The sequence below is a fragment of the Shewanella sp. 6_MG-2023 genome (assembly GCF_030547195.1).
Taxonomy (GTDB): domain Bacteria; phylum Pseudomonadota; class Gammaproteobacteria; order Enterobacterales; family Shewanellaceae; genus Shewanella.
In genome coordinates this window covers 43103-60898 of the sequence record NZ_JAUOQU010000023.1, presented here as the reverse complement: position 1 = coordinate 60898, position 17796 = coordinate 43103, and the positions used below count along the sequence as shown (strand labels likewise).

Here is a 17796-nt window from a genome sequence, read left to right as displayed (position 1 = left end):
AACGTTATTTATCGGCATTAGAATCAATATTTTACTACTACAATCCCATTATTTACTTACGAATCTTTGATTTGTAAAATTCCACGTTTAACTAATAAGTCCTTTATTCTTAGTGTTTCACTCTCAATTGTATGCAGTTTTTGTTTGATATCGTCAATTTTTGATGCGTTTTGCTCAATCCATTTAAACGTTTCCCCAATAACAGCAGCACCTGTCGAAAACGATATCCCTTTCAATGCGTGCGCTCTGGTTCTTATCAAATCAGATTGCCCTTCCTCTACAGCTTCAATCAATTTTTTAGTGTCTTGGGTAACACTATTCCAATACATTAATAAAATTTCGTCAGTTATTGTTTTATCATTGGTACCGATAACTTTAATTAAGTGCTTAAAATCAATACTATCATTAGCCTTATGGCGCTCAGTACAATCTACAACCTCCCCTATAGCTTGTGTGTTTTTGTCCCGACTCATATATTTACTTAGGGCAATTTTGAGCATTTTTAATTCAACAGGCTTAGCAATATAATCATTCATCCCTGCCCTAATACAATTTTCAAATTCACCTACAAGCCCATTGGCAGTTACTGCAATAATCGTCGTTGGGCTTAGCCCTTTGCGACTTTCTTCTTTACGGATTTTTTTTGTTAGCGCAAATCCATCCATATTAGGCATATGACAATCAGTAAGTATTAAGTTGAACCTGCCTGTTATCCATAATTTATATGCAGCATTTCCATCTACTGCTATTTCATGTTCATATCCTAGACTTTCCAATTGATTACTTAATACTAATCTATTCGTTGGCTCATCTTCTGCGAGTAAAATCAGATTACGATTTCGCTTTTTATCTACTTTAAGCGCTACCTCTACCCTATGGTTTTCCTCTATTTCTTTGTTTAGATCTAGTGTTGGGCTTTCAAGTTCACATAAAATAGCTAAACCATGGATTAAGTCGCTGGGTTTTAACGGCTCACACTTGACGACATAGGTCAGTGGATCAATGTAGCCATTATTTTTTATCTGATGTGGATTTAAAATTATTGTTTTTAAGCTTGTTGATTCTAAAATATTAGTTTTATCGACTGCAGATGTAATCACTACAACTTGTTCATCTTTTATGGCGCACAAATTCTCTAGCTTATCAATTCCAACTTGGCTGACATGTAAAGGGTTTAATTGGGCTATAATGTCCTGACAACACTTCGAAAGTTCTTTTGATTCATGAATAATATAAAAACGGTATTCACTAAAATCTAAATGTTCAAATTCATATTTCGTATTTTTATTTTTAGTTATAGGGATTGACAGTCTAAAACAACTGCCCTTTCCTAATTGACTTGTTAATTTAATTTCACCACTCATTAATTCACTAAATGATTTACAAATACTTAACCCTAAACCTGTGCCACCAAATTTTCTTGTAGTCGATGTGTCAGCTTGAATAAAAGGTGTAAATAATTTTTTTTGTTGTAACTCTGAGATCCCAATACCGTTATCTATGACATCAACAACCAAAGAAACACTAATCCAATCAAATCTTGTTTTTATAATCACAACACCTTTTCTTTCTAAGCTTGAAAATTTTATCGCATTGCCTACCAAGTTAAGAATTATCTGTCTGAAGCGAACGGCATCAATTTTAACTTTATCTGGGATTTTTAAATCAGGACAAATATATAGCTGTATATTTTTATTATTTGCATTGATACAGAGTGCATCTACAGCTCTTTCTATTAAAGAAAGAATGCTTACTGATGTCAGTTCTAGTTCAATTTGTCCCGATTCAATTTTTGAAAAATCTAAAATGTCATTAATAATATCTAATAACGAAAACGAAGAATCCTTTATGGTTGCCGTCATACGCTTTTGTTCTGTATCTAAGTGAGTTTGTCTGAGTAAATCAATCATACCGATTACACCATTCATTGGTGTTCTGATCTCATGACTCATAGTTGCTAGAAATCTAGATTTGGCTTCGTTAGCATGTTTTGCCGCTTGGGTTTCTTTTTCTAACTCGATTTGAATTAATTTTTCATGGGTAATATCAATATTGATGCCAAACATCATTGTGGGTTTATTATTTTCATTACAAGATACATTCGCCGCGCACCGAACCCAAACTAACTCATTGGTTTCAAGGTTAAAAACTCTAAACTCAATTTTAAAAGAGCAGATGTTATGAATAGCAGCTAAGATATGATGTTTAATTTCTTCAACGTCTTCTGGGTGAACAGCATTAAGCCAATCTTGGTAAACAAGCTGTTGGTCTAAATTGATCCCATATAGCAGTCGCGTACCTTCATCCCACTTTAATTTATTCGTAACTAAATCTAACGACCAATTATTTACACCTCCTGCCTCTGATGCGATAGTGAGTCCGGCTAATAGCTCTTCTCTTTCTTTACTTATATTTATTAGCGCTGTTTCTATATTTTTTCTATCTGATATATCTTCAATTACAGCGATCATATAAATAGGTTGGTTTGTGACATTATCACACACTAATGATACTGATATGTTAGCCCAAAACTCACTTTTATCTTTCCTAACATACTGTTTATCTAGGTTAAAAAAATAAATTTCTTTACGAAGTAGTTGCCTAATTAGCATCTCTGATTTTTCTATATCAGTATCAACAGTCAAGTCTTTTATTGATAACTTACAAAACTCTTTCTCGCTGTAACCAAAAATTTTGCATAGCATTGGGTTAACTTCAACAATGTATGAATCAACATTTACTCTTGCGATACCAATTGCAGCTTGATTAAAAGCTGATTTGTAAATCATTTCTTTATTAAATAGTTTTACATACAAATCTATTTCGCGTTGTAATTGTTCTTGTTCCGCGGTGATATCTCTTATTAGTGCGAGGTACAATGTTTCATTTTCATGTGGTAGTTTACTAATTGAAATTTCTATAGGGATATATAATCCAACTTTATTTAAAAAATATAACTTTTCAGGTTTACTCACTAATTTTTTAACCCGCTCAATCATAGTGTCAGTTGATTTTTGATGAGTAGGTTCCGAAAAAAACAAAAATAGTGATAAATGGCTTGTTATTATGTCGTCTTTACAACAGACCAAAATCCTTTCCACTCGTTCACTAACATTCAAAATAACACCGTCTTTGTCTATTAGAATATAACCGTCTTTACTTAATTGTGATAAAACATTTTTATTAAAAACATAAAATATTTTCTCTATTAGGTCGTTATTCAGTTTTTCAGGAATGACTTCTTTCCTACAATGGGTAGTTGGAGTTTCGATAATAGTTAGCTCATGCTTATTCAATTTACTTAAATGTAGATAAAGGATTAGCAGCCAACATGTAGCGAAAAAAGTGAGTGTTATCATATGGCCAGCTAAAACAACAATAGCAGCAAGTAACAAAACCCCATATATTATAAAAATGGAACCAACCCTTTTAAGTCCGTTCACATGTTAATTCCCTTTGAAATTTTACCCCGTAATCAAGCCCCTCCTTATTAATAACCGTTATTATTTTATTGGCTGGAAAAGGTTTACAGAAATAGAATCCTTGAGCAATATTGCACCCCAGTTTCTTAATTACATCTACAGTTTCTTTTGATTCAACACCTTCTGCAATCGCTGTCATTTTAAGATCATTGGCAAGTAAAATACTTCGTGTAAACAAAGCTTGAGACTTAGTATTTGTAACAATATTTTCAACAAAGCATCTGTCTATTTTCAGTTCATGAAAAGGTAACATATGTAATTGTTCTAGTGAGGCAAAGCCTGTACCAAAGTCATCGATTGATAGTTTAAATTTCATCATGCGTAATCTCAGTAAAGCTACAATCATCACTGATGGGTTTGAAGGGATTGCAGTTTCAGTTAGCTCGCAAGTAATCGAATTGCAAGATATTTTATTTTTACTGGTTACTTCTTCTAACCAAAAAGGTAAGTCCTCTTCATCAAGCACTTTACCTGAGATGTTAATTGATAAACTCAACGAACGATATTTTACATCCAATTTAGCAAAGTTTTTTATGGCATCTTCAACAACAGCTTTGGTAATACGTAGAATAAATTTATTTTCTTCTGCTGCATGTATAAATTGAGAAGGCGAAATCACTTTATCACCATCAACTATTCTAGCTAATGCTTCAAAGCCACAAATTTGCATGGTGTCAAGATTATATTGTGGTTGTAAGTAAGCGCGAACATTACCTTTATTTAAGTGATACTCTAATTGTTTAGATGTGAGGGTTGCTATGACTTGTGTTTGAGGCATGCTATCAGCATTAGTGGCTTTAACCAAAAACTCACTCAGCATTGTTGCGGTGATGGGTTTACGAACTACACCAAGAATATTAAGATGATAATAAGTGGCTAATACTTTAGCAGAATTAAGTAAAGTTTCACCTTCTCCGCTGAATAATACAATAGCACTGGTATATTGAATTTCTATGAGTCGTTGAAGTAAATATAATCCGTCTTTTACGGGCATATTTAAGTCACAAAATATCAAATCAAAATGTTTTTGTTTGATTAAATTAAATGCTTCTAATCCATCAGCCGCCTCGATAATTTCATAAGTCCCTAGTTGTTCTAGACTTCTTGTGAAAATTCGTCTAACTATTGGCTGGTCATCTACTACTAAAATTGAGTTAATGTGCTTTTTCACTCAGATCCCACCCATCGAATGTCCATTTCTTACTATGAGTATAGACCACTTAAACAAAACAGGTAGATAAACTAATTTCTATATTTTTTGTATTTTTTGTATTTTACAGGCAGTAAACATACCCGAGTATTCTTTAAATTAATTAACGAATTTTAAATAATTATTATTAATAACTGCATGTTATTAAACATTTATTTTTCTAACCATGCTAACGCCTTTGCTTTTTCTTCAAAAAACTGTACCTCACCACTCATAAACCAAGCTGCAACTTTAGCACTATAATTTTGCCAATTTTTATTACCCCAAATAGCCACTTTTTTAAATTCATTATTATGTTGCAGGCCAAGTTTTAAATCATCCCAGGCTGCTCGAAGTTCCCAGCCATCAAGTTCAGTTCCATCAATAAACACGTTTACTTTCGGGTGTTTTACCTCAGCTAACGCCGCATCGAGTAATGGCGTTATGACTAAATAGTCGTTATGAGTTAAAGTGCCAGTCGCCTTTAATGATAAGTACACATCGTCTTTAACCCGTTCTATACCAATACTCAATCCATGTGTTTTTACAGATGACATAATAAACCCCTTAGTTTATTGTGGGTATAATTAAATTTAGCAGCTTTTAAGCATAATTAGAGCTTTTGTTAGCTTTTAATGAGCACCTGATTGATAGAGGTTTATTTTAAGAACTGACTTTAACACTTGTAAAAATCTAGCAGCTGTAACAATAAAATCTGTGATTGTTGTTAAGGGTTATATCATTTTTAAGGCAAGTTAGAAATATAGAAGAACTTCGGGTTACTCATTGAAAAGTATTGTCTTTTTATATAATCAACCCCACTCATTGAGGCTGTGGCCGCCTCGTAAGCTATAATTAAGTTATTTGTCTAGCTTAACAATATGGGTTCTTTCTTGTTCACACTCATAAGACCCCATTTCAAACTCACGGCAAATCCACGGTCTATTTTCATAAATAGTACACATTAACGTTTCTCTATCTACTGCAGCGCACCATCCATCATCTAATCGTTTCATGGTTTGGCTACCCCAGCTGTCTTCACTGATGTATTGCTCTGGTACACCGGTGTCAGAAATAATCATCACTTCAAGTTTGCAGCAGCATGCTTGGCAACTTGAACAGGTGATTTCTGGATCAACAATGGTCGTGATATCAATAGTCATAATTTACAGCTTATAAGTAATGGCAAGTTTGAAGTGGCTTTTGAGGTTATGTTTTACGTTTTGGTAAAGCATAGAGTGTTAAACCTAAATATACAGCGGATAATAGCTTAACGAAGTGTTATTCACTATCGCAATTGTCATTTAAAGACTCAATTTAGTGATGTTTTATCATTGACAAGCCAAGCTGATGAAACATCCATCAGCTATTGAACGAATTGACCTCAGCTTCAGTAAGGTAACGCCATTGATTACTGGAAGTATTTAATTTTATCTCACCTATTTGCTCACGATGAAGCTGGGTTACTTTATTGCCCACAGCAAAAAACATACGTTTAACTTGATGGTAGCGACCTTCAGTAATACTTAGTAGTACCTGGCTTTCGTTTACTGTTGTGATTTTAGCTGGCAATGTCGGTTTGGTTTCACCGTCCAGTAAAATCCCCTGCTCTAACTGTTTAATCGCTTGAGTTGATAGCGATTTAGCTAAATGTACCCGGTATAGTTTCGCGCAGCTCATTTCAGGGCGAGTAATATTAAAAGACCATCTGCCATCATCAGTAATGAGCACTAAGCCCGTTGTATCTGCATCAAGCCTGCCAACAATATGTAATTCGTCTTTATTATCGATATCAATATCGTTAAACAATGAAGGATAATGTCCATCGACATTTGAACAAATCTTGTCTGCCGATTTATGCAAAAGTAGATATCGAAATGGCCTTGGAGTTAACGTCTGACTATTTAACTGTATGAGGTTATTCTCATGGACTTGGTGCTTTACATCCTTGATAACCCCATGATTGACACAAACTTGCCCTGCTTCAATTGCGGTTATCACCTGAGTTTTAGTCAGTGCAGTACTTCTTAATACAAATTTATCTAAACGCATAAGGTCCTAATACAATTGCCAATAATCGCTTCAAATAACTCGTTTAATTCCAGCTTTGTTCAATTGCGGTCGATAACGCAGAAGAGTAACTTGATAAAATTGCAGTGTGGCCAGCGGTAAACATGGCAAAAGAAGCATCTATAGGTTCTACAATACCTGTGCTCGTTACATCAACATTTAAAGTTGGAAACAACATCGTTTTAGATTTGATTACGATATCTTGTGCTTCCGTTAGTGAATACTCATCATTAGAGAATGCGGCATTAGACAAAATCGATAGCTCTGAATCTGAAACTTCTTCTATACTTGTGGCATTGTCTAAGGCAAGTACTGAATCTTCACTTGAGTCTGCTAAGTTTGCGATTTTATAATCTTCAGGCTCAGACCATGTGTAGCTATAACCACTATCAAAATCATAAATTCGACTATTTTCAAACTCGATTTTTGCTATCGCACCATCAGCAGGCAAATGAAAAATTACTCGGCTAGCATTGGTACTTTTGGCATAACTATTTTTTAATAACACATCATTAAACGTGTATTCTACTCTTAGTTCAAGGGCACTTTCGTCATTGTAATTGCTGACACAATGAATGCTTATGTTGTCGGTAGCATTACATAAACGTTTAACCGTTGTCTCTGATAAACCTAGTTGTTGAGCATTACTGCTAAAGTTTTTATCTATTTTTGAGTCTTCATCATCGTCTCCGGGATGTAAAATACCGTCGATGAGATCACAACCGCCAAGGTTCAAACACAACACGCTAAAAGCAACGAGCTTAATTTTTGAATCCATTTAACTACTACTCCAATATCTAATATCACCTCATTTTGACACGATAGCATTGTTTTTATAGGTTAAATAGTAAAACCTTAGCTTCATCATGCTTGCTTTCAAAGCTTTAAAATTAAGTCAACATTCATGGTTATTTCAGCTCCAACATCATTAACGTTTAATTCCTATGGTCTAAATATCAACCAGCTCATTAAACACAGCCTATATATGTAGGATTCAATCCTTCATATGGCATTCAGCACAGCGTTAATGATTGATTATGATGTATTTAAACAAATCATCGTAAAAACTTAAAACAGTAGTTATCGGCCTAATTTTAGGTGATTTTAAACATATTTTACGAATTAAAAATTTAGGGTAATAGAATGAAAATGACATTGGTTGCAGCATTACTTATTTCACTATCTGCAGGTGTTTCTGCAGAGACATTGAACGAAGCAGCCCATCATAAATTAGACTCAGCAATGGAGCAGTTAATAACATTAGATGAGCAAACTGATATTCTTATCACTGTTGATAAAAATGCTAATTTTGAACGCGTTACCTATCAAGGATTTGTCAAAGACGTTTATAGCGAAATTTATACCACAAGCCACAAAGCTAAACAGCTTGGGCTTGAAAAAGTGAACAAATTCTATGTTTATAATGAATCTAATATAGATAAGTTAAGTGATAAAATTGCCGTAAAAATTGATCAAGATAAACCAAAGGCATTCTCAGTTGATTTGTACCGAAACTATCGCAATGACTCTGGTAAATTTAGCTATATCGCTCGTATTATTGAATACAAATAGACTTTTTATTTACCGGTGACTTTTTATTAAAATTAGGCAGGCTGTTGAATATCAGTCTGCTATATCCTTAGCTATTTCAATAGCTCTTGCTTGCACATTCCATTTCGCCTCTAGCTTAATAACCTGTTCAGATAACGCTGTTAACTGCCCTTGTTGTTCTTGCTTTGGCTGGATTTTATTTTGCATTAAAACAACTTTTTGTTGATTGCTCCACCAGCAAACCAGCATGAACTCAACTTTTGCTTCTACGTTTGTATCTTCTTGGGCACTAGCTTGTGACTTAAGTGAGCGACTAAGCCTTAAAAGCTGGCAATCAATCAACCCCTTTGATGAGTAGTTGTCAAAGTAAAGTTGCTGCAGTTGCGCCATTTGCGCTAAATCAGCCACATAATGACTAATGCTGATAATCTCTGAGTTGAGGTGAGCCACAACTAAGTTTGACGATGTTGGCAACATTTCAAAATACTTAACCTGGCAGGTTTGGTAGGTTTTACCCTGATGATTAGTGGTAAATATTTGATCGTGCGTAGTTTGCATGAAGGCAGTAACATCTTCAACTAACTGCCAAAACCCGAAAACCACGGCGGTATTTATGTTTTTATCATGCAACGGTGCAGCATAATTTTGCAAAGGTAGTTTATTTAAATCAGCGCGCCAGCCACCCGCTTGTGCTAAAAATCCGCTACAATTTTCTAATTGCTGCCAAGCACATTGGCTTGCTGTAAAAGCGGCAACATTATCATCATCTACAGTGCAGCTAATTAGTTTTAAAATTGTCATTACCCATCCTTATGCATTGAATTTAATCAGTTACATTATTTTGCTAATCGCTTTGCATAGCGATTAGCTAACAGTGCACAATAAAAAATCTGTATTGGGTGATACAGCATGATGGGTAACAAAATCATTCCCAATGCGGGATCAGATCCAAAAATAACCTGCGCCATCGGTACACCAGCTGCCAAGGTTTTTTTAGTGCCGCAAAACACCGCGGCGATTTCATCTTCCTTATTAAATTGACATCGCTTAGCGCCCCATTGGATCCCATGCACCATAAACAACAGCACTAGGGTACAAATGGCAATACAATACAGCAGTAACCAAGCTGAAAATTCACTCCAAATACCATTAATAACCGAATCACAAAAGGCATTGTAAACAATCAAGATGATGACGATTTTGTCTACTTTGTTTATCACGGATTTATGTTTCTCTATAAAGCGCAGTAATAACGGCCTTAAAAGCTGGCCAACAATCATTGGAATTAATAATAGTTTGGCGATAGAAAACACCGAATCCATCAGGTTTAATTCAGCGCCATCGAGATTCATAAACAGCTGAATAAATAATGGCGTTATAAAAACGCCTATAATACTTGAAAGCGATGCATTGAAAATTGCCGCAGGTATGTTGCCTTTGGCTACGCTTGTCATTGCTACTGAAGAAGATATGGTACTTGGCAATACGAATAAATAGCAAAAACCAAACGCTAGCGCTGCAGGCATAAAGGCTAAAAGTGAATCCCCAAAAAGTAGCCACAGGATCGGGTAAGCAATAAAAGTGGCCGATTGAATATAAAGGTGTAGTCGCCAGTTAGTAACGCCCGCTTTTATTGCCTTAGGTGACAGGTTAAGCCCATGTAAAAAAAACACCATGGCAATACCAATAGCCGTTACTTGATCAAGCTGTAATATCCCGCCAGACTTGCCCACATCAGCTGACACCATAGCCAATGCAATCGCTGCAACCATAGCGACTAAAAACCATTCTTGTTTTAATTTACTCATTATATTCATATCAAAAAATTTAACCTTAACAACTTAAAAACGTAAACTTATTAAAAAATCTCTTTACTGCAATGATTCTTAGGTTGAATTTTTTTCACGACTTTTTGATGTGCCGAATGAAAAGCGAACCTAGGGGCTCAAACACTGTTAGCAAGCATGACCAACAGCAATTTAATTTAACAGCCAATATATAAACTTACGACCATTAAAATTGCACTTTTATAAACTATTTCCTCGTTGAGGCGTATAACTATGCATCTTCTTTCTAACAGGATTCACCTATGTTTGGCATATTCAAACGAGATCCCATTAAAAACTTACGCAAGCAATATGATTTAACGCAAGAACAAGCCATGCAGGCACAAAGAAAGGGGGATATAAAAAGTTACGCTAGCCTTTCCTCTGCAGCAGAGAGTATTTGGCAACAGATTGAATTAGCACAACGACAAGCTAGTAAGTAGCTTTAAAACTCCAAATAGTTTAAATAGACAGAAGCTATGCATCATCATCTAAAGTCATGGCCTCTTTTATTTCATCACTATCAAAGCCTTTTCGAGATAAGTAAGCATAGGCTTTGGACTTTTCTTTATAGTCGGATAAATCATAACGCTTTTTAGCCAGCTGACTTTTACAACTGAGATAAAAGTCTAACTCTTCTGTTAGGCTTAGTTGGTATATCAGCTCTTCGAAATCACTGACATCAAGAAGCCGCTGTTTTAATTCTTGCAAGATCAGCGTTTTGCCTTTGCCTTTATTATACAACTTGATAATTTCAGACTTCAGGTCAGCCTTGTCTGCTTTTATGGCTAATTTACTGCGCAGGGTGTCAACTTGAGGGTGTTGTGATAGTGCGTAATCAATTTCAGCGCGAGAAAACCCTTTGGTGGTCATCTGTGAATAAACTTTTTCTTTATTAGTGCCATGAAAGTGTTCAAATTTGTTTTGCAATCGCGCTGTCGCCATTTCAAATGAATCGACATTTTGCTCATGCATGACTTGTTCAATTGCGGTATCAATTTCAGCAACTGATACGCCTCTTAATTGTAATTTACGTTTGATAGCGCCTTTACCCGTCTCATGACTAAAGGCCAGTTCGCAATAGCGAACGGCAAAATCAAAATCTTTTTTCAAATAGCCACTTTCAATGAGTCTAGCGAGAACAGTGTCAATCCATTGCTGGTTATCGGTTTTACGCTCAAGCTTGGTGCGAATTTCATTGATAGTAAAATCTTGCTGACCAAGGTGCCAATAGGCACTGTTGAAAACATTCTCGATTGTTTTGGCTTGACGAAGTGGCTTACTTTGCATAAAAATTTTAATTGATTAGAAATGACAAAGGCAGTTTAGCAGACCACTACTCTGTTCAGAACTAGAAGTTCTTGCCACGGTAAAATGTCTGCTTTATTCGTGGTAAATATTAATCGCTTTATGAATATTAACTATGCCCGTACATCTTAATTATTTGCGTAGTGGACACAATCATTCTTTTTAGCCGTTTGTTGCAGCAGTTGTTTTAACTCTGTTTTTCCACCGCTTTTAGTATCATTGATTTGTTGTTCAATGGTTTGTGTTTGCATGACAATTTTTTCAATCGCTGTTTGTCTTGCGCCCTCTTCTGACTGGCCTGATAACACGAGTTGTTCAACAAGATCTGAATAGCGTTCGTAGACCACTCCTTTATAATAATCGGCCTGTAAAGTCATCGGAGTGTGGGCATATACAATTGAGCAGCTTAAAGCACTATTGATTTGCGTGAATGAATCCTGAATTTGAATGACAACGGGCTTTTGAGTCGATGGGCTAGCGCTCGCGCCAAAAGATAATATTGCTAACATTGAAATGATAAATACTTTTTTCATTATGTTTACTCCCGTTGATGAACAACTGATTTCTGGCTGATTAGCACTTTGCACTTGAACTCATCGTCAGTATTAGCGCTTTATAAAATTCTGATACTGAATTCTGATACTGATAATAAGCTTTAAACTTGCCTCTATTTTACCTACGTAAGCTAAACGTAAGCTGAACAAACAATTAACTTTTAACGTTTTTCCTTAAAGAATGCTTATTAGGTTATTTTCGGCTAATGGTTCGACAGCAGCTCGATAATAGTCGCCACTCAATCTTAAACACTCACGCTTACCTTGCTCATAATTTAGTACTTAGCAATGCTGTTTAGTTCAGCTCACTCAGCAAAGCATTCCCTCAATGACCCATAACAGATTAAATAACCAACAATTCGCACACTTATTCGACAACCTTACGGAATTTATTGCCAATTTTACGGGGACAGCTATAATACTGTATAAACATACAGTACTGTTGGGTGTCGATTGTTATGAAGGTTATTCCTATTTTTGCTTGTGCCGGTATTACTGGTTTTGAAAGTCCTGCTGCTGAATATCGGCAACTGCCATTAAGTTTAGATGAGCTATTGATTGAACATCCCAGTGCCACTTTTATTGGCCAAGCTAGCGGCGACTCTATGGAGAAAATCGGCATTTTTGATAAGGATATTCTCATTGTGGATCGCCATGTCAGTGTCGAAAACCATGATGTGATAGTGGCAAACTATAACGGCAACTTTGTCTGTAAGCTCATTGATATCAAGCGGCGATTATTATTATCGGCAAATGATCTTCACCAGAGTGTCACGATACAAGAGTATGACAACTTCAGTGTTGAAGGCGTGGTGATCCGTTCAATCCGTTGTCATCGCCAAAGCCCTATATTAGTTAATAACTAATGTTAGCTGATTAAACTAACGACTAACGGACAGTTAAATTATGTATGCACTCGTTGATGCCAACTCTTTTTATTGCAGCGCCGAGCAAGTGTTTCGCCCAGAGTGGCGTGGCCGTCCTATCGTGGTGCTGTCCAATAACGATGGTTGCATTGTGGCGGCTAACCGCCAGGCAAAAGCATTAGGAGTGGGTAAATTTGGTCCTTACTTTGAAGTGCGTGATTTTTGTGAAAAAGCAGGCGTGATTGCGCTTTCCTCCAATTATGAGCTTTATGCCTCTTTGTCTCACTCTATGATGGAAGTGATTGGCCGCTTTGCACCTGAGCAACATATTTACTCTATTGATGAGTCATTTCTGTCATTTAAACATTGTTACCCTGCGATCCCGTGTTTATTAAGCCATGCCGCTATGATCCGCCGCGCGGTATGGAAAGAAACCCGCTTACCTGTGTGTGTCGGTATTGCTGCCACCTTAACCCTTGCCAAAGTGGCCAATCATGCCGCTAAAAAGCTCCAGGGCTATAACGGGGTATGTTATATCCAATCCATTGAGCAAAGAAATGCCATTTTAGCGACAATGAAAGTCACCGATGTGTGGGGGATCGGTTCGCGGATCGGTAACAAATTACATGCCATGGGGATCACCACCGCACTGGATCTGGCTAAATTACAACCAGGCATTGCTCGTAGCCAATTTAGTATTGAAATCGAGCGTACAGTCAGAGAGCTCAATGGCGAGGCTTGTAAAGGCTGGGATAGCGCCAGAGCAGATAAACAGCAGATCTTTTCAACTCGTAGTGTCGGTGAACGTATTAGCGATATAGACTCATTATTACAGGCGCTCAGTAAGCATGCTGGTATCGCGGCAGCCAAAGCCAGAAAGCAAGGCTCTGTGGCTAGCACCATACTGATCTTTGCCAGTAACTCCCCTTATGATGAACAGCCTAATGGCTTTAAATATCATTACCGCTGTGCATATCCAACTAATGACAACCGTGAAATCATCAGTTACGCAGCAGAAATTGCCCGTAAGCTTTATAACCCCAATACTCGCTACTATAAAATCGGGATTGGATTGTTAGATTTATCACCGGTCAAACATTTGCAAACAGACTTGTTTGCCCCAGTAAAAGATCCTGCCTTGATGCAGGTTTTTGATAAGTTAAATCAACGCTACGGTAGTGATGCAATATTTGTCGCCGCCCAAGGTATTGGAGGTAAATGGCATATGCGCCGTGAGCTATTAACCCCGCAATACACCAGCTGTTGGCAAGATATTCCGCAAATCCACTGTGGCTAAATTGGTGATAAATTGATTTGCGTGTGCTGGTTTTTATTCTGACTTGGTTCAGGTTTAGTTCTGGCTTTAAATTAGCGTAAAATGGACAACTAATATCAAACCCAAACAGTACATTAATCGATCTTAAGCTCAACAAAAATACAACTTAGCCAACTCTAGCTGTTCAAAAAACACTCTCCAGTTCACAGTTTTATATCTAATCACATGAGCGAGGCTATTATGCGATTTTAGCCATTGTGTTATTGCTGAAAAAAACGACAATACGCATCCTTAATTTTCTTGGATTGTGCTTGCCTGTGTTAGATTTTTCCGCATTTGATTTTCAGTTTATTGCCGAGCCCCTATTTTACTTTCAGCTTATTGGCTTTGTCTCAATGGCCATTGGCTGGTGGGCAAATAGCCAACAACAAGACTGCAAATTTATTCATGGCAATATGATAGCGTCAGTACTTACCGCAATCCATTTAGGCTTATTAGGCAGCTTTCTCGGCATGGCCAACCAACTAGTTAATGTTATTCGCTTTAGTTTATGTCAAAGTTTGAATAGCAATAACCAGCAAAATCTTGCATCGACTGCCTGGTTAACATCGCCTTTAGCCATGTCACTCAGCTTTAGTATTATTGCCATGACGCAGGGTTTTCTGTGGGCTGAGCATTGGAGTGAATGGTGTGCGGTCATCGCTGCAGTCGTAATGAGCTTTAGTTTATTCTTCTTAGCGGGCAGTCAACTAAGGTTAGCTATGGTTGCCAGTAATGGATTAAACCTGATGCTTTCAATATATTTGATGTCATGGTCAGGAATACTCTACCAAGTAATGACAATAGCAATATTGGCACTAGGGCTTATGCGCGAATTTAGCGACTACTATAACGACCAGCTCAACCAAAACTTTGAGCAAAATAGTGCCCTTGAAAGCTGTAATGAAACACAAGTGGCATTGTCTAAAGGTTAAAGTAATTAGCTTGAATCAATTCAGTTAGGATGAGTAAACCCTGTGGTAATAAGCAATTAAGAGCGAGTCATATTACTCACTCTGCTAATGCTAATACCAATGACTCGCAACGAAAGCACATTCACTAGAACGCATTCACTAAAGCGCATTAAGGTACGACTTTAACGCTTTAAGCCTAACAGTCGCCGCGCCAATGATATCCATAAAGCCCAATGCTGGATGGGGTTTCTCAGCAGAAATCCAAGCTGAGCCGGTTGCCCCAATCGGTAATGAATAACCTTCAGGTTCTTCAAACTCAATAACGACTGTACGACCATGAGAGCCGCCATTGTTACCCACATGCTGGCGCACATGTTGACTGCCACTCATGGGGTTAATCATGGCTTCGCCCGTACCTGAAGTAATGCTGTGCACTCTGCCTCTAAAGATTTCTCCCGGATAAGCATCCACATAGAACTCGGCAAACTGCCCAGGTTTTATATAGCGATATGATTGATCGGCAATGCGCATTTCTAAAAATTTCTTACTGGTATCAAACAAGTGCATATTACCCAAGCGGGTGCCTTCAGTTACATTGGTAATGGCAAGCTGCCCATCATATTGAGCCCGTATTTCACGACGTGAATCTGTCCATTTAGCCGATTCAATATCAGCCTCAATAGCTTGCATTTGCGCTGTTTGCGCGCCCAACTGGGCAATATTGGCAGCCACTTGGGCACGATTGGCATCAATCTGCGCCTGTAAATTATCGCGGTCCACCTGACTTGCATGCTCTTTTAAGGCCGTTAGACGCGCTAAATTACGCTCATCATTATTGATACTGACATTTAAAGCGTTAATTTGTTGGATTGCGGCAGCGTGCTGCGCTTGTACTGCATTTTTACTGGCTTCAAGGGCTTTGATTTGTTCCGTGCTATCCACTGATACTAAGGTGTAAATCAAGTCCCCTTTTTTAACGATTTGGTTATGAGTCACATAGACGTTTTCAACTTCCTGACCAATGAGTGGACTTAGCACTGCATGAGGCGCTTTAATGGTTGAGCTATCGGTTAAATCAGCGGGTGACCAAAAGCGATGGCCAGTAAACAATGAAAAAGCAATAAACATTCCTAAACCAATGGTGCGTACCGCATTAGTAAGGTTCCATTGAATGACCCCTAATTTGACTAAGAGCCATATAATTAACACATAAGGCAACATGATCTCTTTCATGATTTAACTCCTTTGATGCCATTACTAATGATGCTTGATAACCGTTTAGATAGGACATCCCAGCGCCCAAAAGCAATGATTATCGCCAGTACCCACCAGGTCTTATCAATAAACAAACCACATAAAGATAAAGCAAACACAATTTGGGTATGGGCACTCGACATGGCTTCTGCCTTATGAACTGCAACTTCATGTAATTTCCAAAATAACAGCAGTACATAGCAAATGATCAAAATGGTGACCACAAACACAAAGCCCATAAAAAATTCAGAATCTAATAGGGTTAAAATGCTGGGGTAGCCATTAACAAAGTAGCCTTCAGGTAATTGCTTACCGTGTATTTGAGTGAGTAATGAGAAGCCATAACTTAAAAGTCCGATAACCGATAACGATAAAATAAATGTGGTCATTTTTCGCACATAGAAAGATAACTTATTGCTCAATGATGGTTGAACCGTGTCGATATCAGGTAATTCAGTCATAAAGATCCTAAAAACATGAGATATTTAACAGGGAGAGTAACAATGTCTCGCTGTATATGAGCTGAATACTAGCAATAACTCACTGTGATAACGGAATAACCGATATTCCAAATGAACTATTTACTTTAGTCCCAATGTACGATTCGAATTTATAGTGTAATATATTGTTAAATTGCACTTATTTATCGGTATCTCATGGATTTGAATGCACTGAATGTGTTTGTCACCCTGTATAGATCAGGCTCGACCCAAAAAGCCGCCAAGCAACTGGGCCGCTCACAATCATTTGTCTCAAAAGTATTGGCTCAATTACGTGAAGAACTAAGCGACCCGTTATTTATTCGCACCGCTAATGGCCTACAACCCACCAGTTATGCCGATAAAATCGCCCCGCAAATCCAAAGTTCTATCGAGCAAATTAGCTTAGCCCTAGAACCAGAATACTTTGACCCTAAAAACCTGCAGTTCATTTCGGTGCACTTAGGCGAACCCTTGATGGTATTAATGGGTAAAAGCCTAATCAATGAATTACGCAAACAAACCAATGCCACCATAGAGTTAAGACAATGGCGAAAATCCAGTAATGATGGCTTGATCGATGGCTCCATTGATATCGGCGTGCAATCATTGCGAGACAGACCGCAGCAGCTGTATCAGAAAAAAGTGGCTTCTGGTTATGTTACTAAAGTGGGCAATGAGCAAGGGGAATTTGTAAAGCTATTAGTTGATGATTTAAATGAACATGTTGAATATTTTCGTGAATTAAATGAAAACCATAATCCGACAATCATTACCGACAACTATAGTTTACATCGCCAATTACTGGCCGATCATTACTCCTATAATTTTAAAATCGATGCTGAATTGCACAAAAAAGAAGTCGCCATAGACATGGCGATTATTTGTAGTTCATCGCGGCGCCATGAAGCTAAAATAGTATGGCTATCAGAGATATGTAAAAACGTCTTATTACAAGCAATTACCACGCGTTAATGATTATGCTGAG

The 17796-nt window shown here is 37.3% G+C and carries 18 protein-coding genes; 6 read left to right on the top strand and 12 right to left on the bottom strand.

Going from position 1 to position 17796, the window contains the following annotated elements; translation table 11 throughout:
* Positions 1–56: 56 nt before the first annotated feature.
* From Q4533_RS13965 to Q4533_RS13940, 6 genes are all read right to left on the bottom strand, one after another.
* On the bottom strand, positions 57–3443 hold the full coding sequence (locus tag Q4533_RS13965) for a PAS domain S-box protein (RefSeq protein ID WP_303502950.1): 3387 nt from the start codon (positions 3441–3443) through the stop codon (positions 57–59).
* A complete protein-coding gene (locus Q4533_RS13960) occupies positions 3430–4653 on the bottom strand; it encodes an EAL domain-containing protein (protein WP_102531237.1) in 1224 nt (407 codons plus the stop codon). Before Q4533_RS13960 ends, Q4533_RS13965 begins: the two co-directional genes overlap by 14 nt.
* Before the next feature lie 191 nt (positions 4654–4844).
* Complete coding sequence (locus tag Q4533_RS13955) at positions 4845–5228, bottom strand: STAS/SEC14 domain-containing protein (RefSeq protein WP_303502949.1); 384 nt, start codon at positions 5226–5228, stop codon at positions 4845–4847.
* 303 nt (positions 5229–5531) lie between these two features.
* Entirely contained in the window at positions 5532–5834 is a 303-nt protein-coding gene (locus tag Q4533_RS13950) for a YkgJ family cysteine cluster protein (RefSeq protein WP_102438623.1), read from the bottom strand.
* Positions 5835–6033: 199 nt separating this feature from the next.
* Entirely contained in the window at positions 6034–6723 is a 690-nt protein-coding gene (locus Q4533_RS13945; protein WP_102438621.1) for a pseudouridine synthase, read from the bottom strand.
* Positions 6724–6766: 43 nt separating this feature from the next.
* Positions 6767–7519 (bottom strand): hypothetical protein, encoded by a 753-nt coding sequence (locus Q4533_RS13940; RefSeq protein WP_102438619.1) that lies wholly within the window; start codon positions 7517–7519, stop codon positions 6767–6769.
* Between the two features lie 365 nt (positions 7520–7884).
* Between Q4533_RS13940 and Q4533_RS13935 the strand changes: the two genes are divergently transcribed.
* Complete coding sequence (locus tag Q4533_RS13935; RefSeq protein ID WP_303502948.1) at positions 7885–8313, top strand: hypothetical protein; 429 nt, start codon at positions 7885–7887, stop codon at positions 8311–8313.
* A 51-nt stretch (positions 8314–8364) separates the two neighbouring features.
* Here Q4533_RS13935 and Q4533_RS13930 read toward each other — a convergent pair whose 3' ends face one another.
* On the bottom strand, positions 8365–9093 hold the full coding sequence (locus Q4533_RS13930; RefSeq protein WP_303502947.1) for a DUF4937 domain-containing protein: 729 nt from the start codon (positions 9091–9093) through the stop codon (positions 8365–8367).
* 35 nt (positions 9094–9128) lie between these two features.
* Positions 9129–10100, bottom strand: a complete 972-nt coding sequence (locus Q4533_RS13925) for a bile acid:sodium symporter family protein (protein WP_241905018.1) — start codon at positions 10098–10100, stop codon at positions 9129–9131.
* Positions 10101–10381: 281 nt separating this feature from the next.
* On the opposite strand from Q4533_RS13925, the gene Q4533_RS13920 reads away from it, so the two are divergent.
* The gene (locus Q4533_RS13920) at positions 10382–10561 is read left to right on the top strand and encodes a DUF6435 family protein (RefSeq protein WP_102476817.1); all 180 of its coding nucleotides are present in this window, start codon (positions 10382–10384) and stop codon (positions 10559–10561) included.
* A 34-nt stretch (positions 10562–10595) separates the two neighbouring features.
* Here the strand turns inward: Q4533_RS13920 and Q4533_RS13915 are convergent, their stop codons facing one another.
* Both Q4533_RS13915 and Q4533_RS13910 read right to left on the bottom strand, forming a co-directional pair.
* Positions 10596–11408, bottom strand: a complete 813-nt coding sequence (locus Q4533_RS13915) for a RecX family transcriptional regulator (RefSeq protein WP_303502946.1) — start codon at positions 11406–11408, stop codon at positions 10596–10598.
* A gap of 146 nt (positions 11409–11554) precedes the next feature.
* Positions 11555–11959, bottom strand: a complete 405-nt coding sequence (locus Q4533_RS13910) for a hypothetical protein (RefSeq protein WP_303502945.1) — start codon at positions 11957–11959, stop codon at positions 11555–11557.
* A gap of 479 nt (positions 11960–12438) precedes the next feature.
* Between Q4533_RS13910 and Q4533_RS13905 the strand changes: the two genes are divergently transcribed.
* The 3 genes from Q4533_RS13905 to Q4533_RS13895 all read left to right on the top strand — a co-directional run bounded on the left by Q4533_RS13905 (position 12439) and on the right by Q4533_RS13895 (position 15096).
* Positions 12439–12846, top strand: coding sequence for a LexA family transcriptional regulator (locus Q4533_RS13905; protein WP_102476820.1), 408 nt, complete (start codon positions 12439–12441; stop codon positions 12844–12846).
* 40 nt (positions 12847–12886) lie between these two features.
* The gene (locus Q4533_RS13900) at positions 12887–14143 is read left to right on the top strand and encodes a Y-family DNA polymerase (RefSeq protein WP_102439842.1); all 1257 of its coding nucleotides are present in this window, start codon (positions 12887–12889) and stop codon (positions 14141–14143) included.
* A 296-nt stretch (positions 14144–14439) separates the two neighbouring features.
* Positions 14440–15096 (top strand): YgjV family protein, encoded by a 657-nt coding sequence (locus Q4533_RS13895; RefSeq protein WP_303502944.1) that lies wholly within the window; start codon positions 14440–14442, stop codon positions 15094–15096.
* A gap of 138 nt (positions 15097–15234) precedes the next feature.
* On the opposite strand, the gene Q4533_RS13890 is transcribed toward Q4533_RS13895, so the two are convergent.
* Together Q4533_RS13890 and Q4533_RS13885 are read right to left on the bottom strand one after the other, a co-directional pair.
* On the bottom strand, positions 15235–16308 hold the full coding sequence (locus Q4533_RS13890) for an HlyD family secretion protein (RefSeq protein WP_102439841.1): 1074 nt from the start codon (positions 16306–16308) through the stop codon (positions 15235–15237).
* Entirely contained in the window at positions 16305–16790 is a 486-nt protein-coding gene (locus Q4533_RS13885; protein WP_102439840.1) for a magnesium transporter, read from the bottom strand. The genes Q4533_RS13890 and Q4533_RS13885 overlap by 4 nt, the downstream gene beginning before the upstream one ends.
* Positions 16791–16985: 195 nt before the next feature.
* Here Q4533_RS13885 and Q4533_RS13880 point away from each other — a divergent pair, with 195 nt between their 5' ends.
* Positions 16986–17783, top strand: a complete 798-nt coding sequence (locus Q4533_RS13880; protein WP_102439839.1) for a LysR family transcriptional regulator — start codon at positions 16986–16988, stop codon at positions 17781–17783.
* The last annotated feature ends 13 nt before the right edge of the window (positions 17784–17796 follow it).

Coding starts and splice junctions, on each gene's coding strand:
- Q4533_RS13955 (WP_303502949.1), bottom strand. CDS start 5,228: ATGTCATCTGTAAAAACACATGGATTGAGTATTGGTATAGAACGGGTT.
- Q4533_RS13950 (WP_102438623.1), bottom strand. CDS start 5,834: ATGACTATTGATATCACGACCATTGTTGATCCAGAAATCACCTGTTCA.
- Q4533_RS13945 (WP_102438621.1), bottom strand. CDS start 6,723: ATGCGTTTAGATAAATTTGTATTAAGAAGTACTGCACTGACTAAAACT.
- Q4533_RS13940 (WP_102438619.1), bottom strand. CDS start 7,519: ATGGATTCAAAAATTAAGCTCGTTGCTTTTAGCGTGTTGTGTTTGAAC.
- Q4533_RS13935 (WP_303502948.1), top strand. CDS start 7,885: ATGAAAATGACATTGGTTGCAGCATTACTTATTTCACTATCTGCAGGT.
- Q4533_RS13930 (WP_303502947.1), bottom strand. CDS start 9,093: ATGACAATTTTAAAACTAATTAGCTGCACTGTAGATGATGATAATGTT.
- Q4533_RS13925 (WP_241905018.1), bottom strand. CDS start 10,100: ATGAGTAAATTAAAACAAGAATGGTTTTTAGTCGCTATGGTTGCAGCG.
- Q4533_RS13920 (WP_102476817.1), top strand. CDS start 10,382: ATGTTTGGCATATTCAAACGAGATCCCATTAAAAACTTACGCAAGCAA.
- Q4533_RS13915 (WP_303502946.1), bottom strand. CDS start 11,408: ATGCAAAGTAAGCCACTTCGTCAAGCCAAAACAATCGAGAATGTTTTC.
- Q4533_RS13910 (WP_303502945.1), bottom strand. CDS start 11,959: ATGAAAAAAGTATTTATCATTTCAATGTTAGCAATATTATCTTTTGGC.
- Q4533_RS13905 (WP_102476820.1), top strand. CDS start 12,439: ATGAAGGTTATTCCTATTTTTGCTTGTGCCGGTATTACTGGTTTTGAA.
- Q4533_RS13900 (WP_102439842.1), top strand. CDS start 12,887: ATGTATGCACTCGTTGATGCCAACTCTTTTTATTGCAGCGCCGAGCAA.
- Q4533_RS13890 (WP_102439841.1), bottom strand. CDS start 16,308: ATGAAAGAGATCATGTTGCCTTATGTGTTAATTATATGGCTCTTAGTC.
- Q4533_RS13885 (WP_102439840.1), bottom strand. CDS start 16,790: ATGACTGAATTACCTGATATCGACACGGTTCAACCATCATTGAGCAAT.
- Q4533_RS13880 (WP_102439839.1), top strand. CDS start 16,986: ATGGATTTGAATGCACTGAATGTGTTTGTCACCCTGTATAGATCAGGC.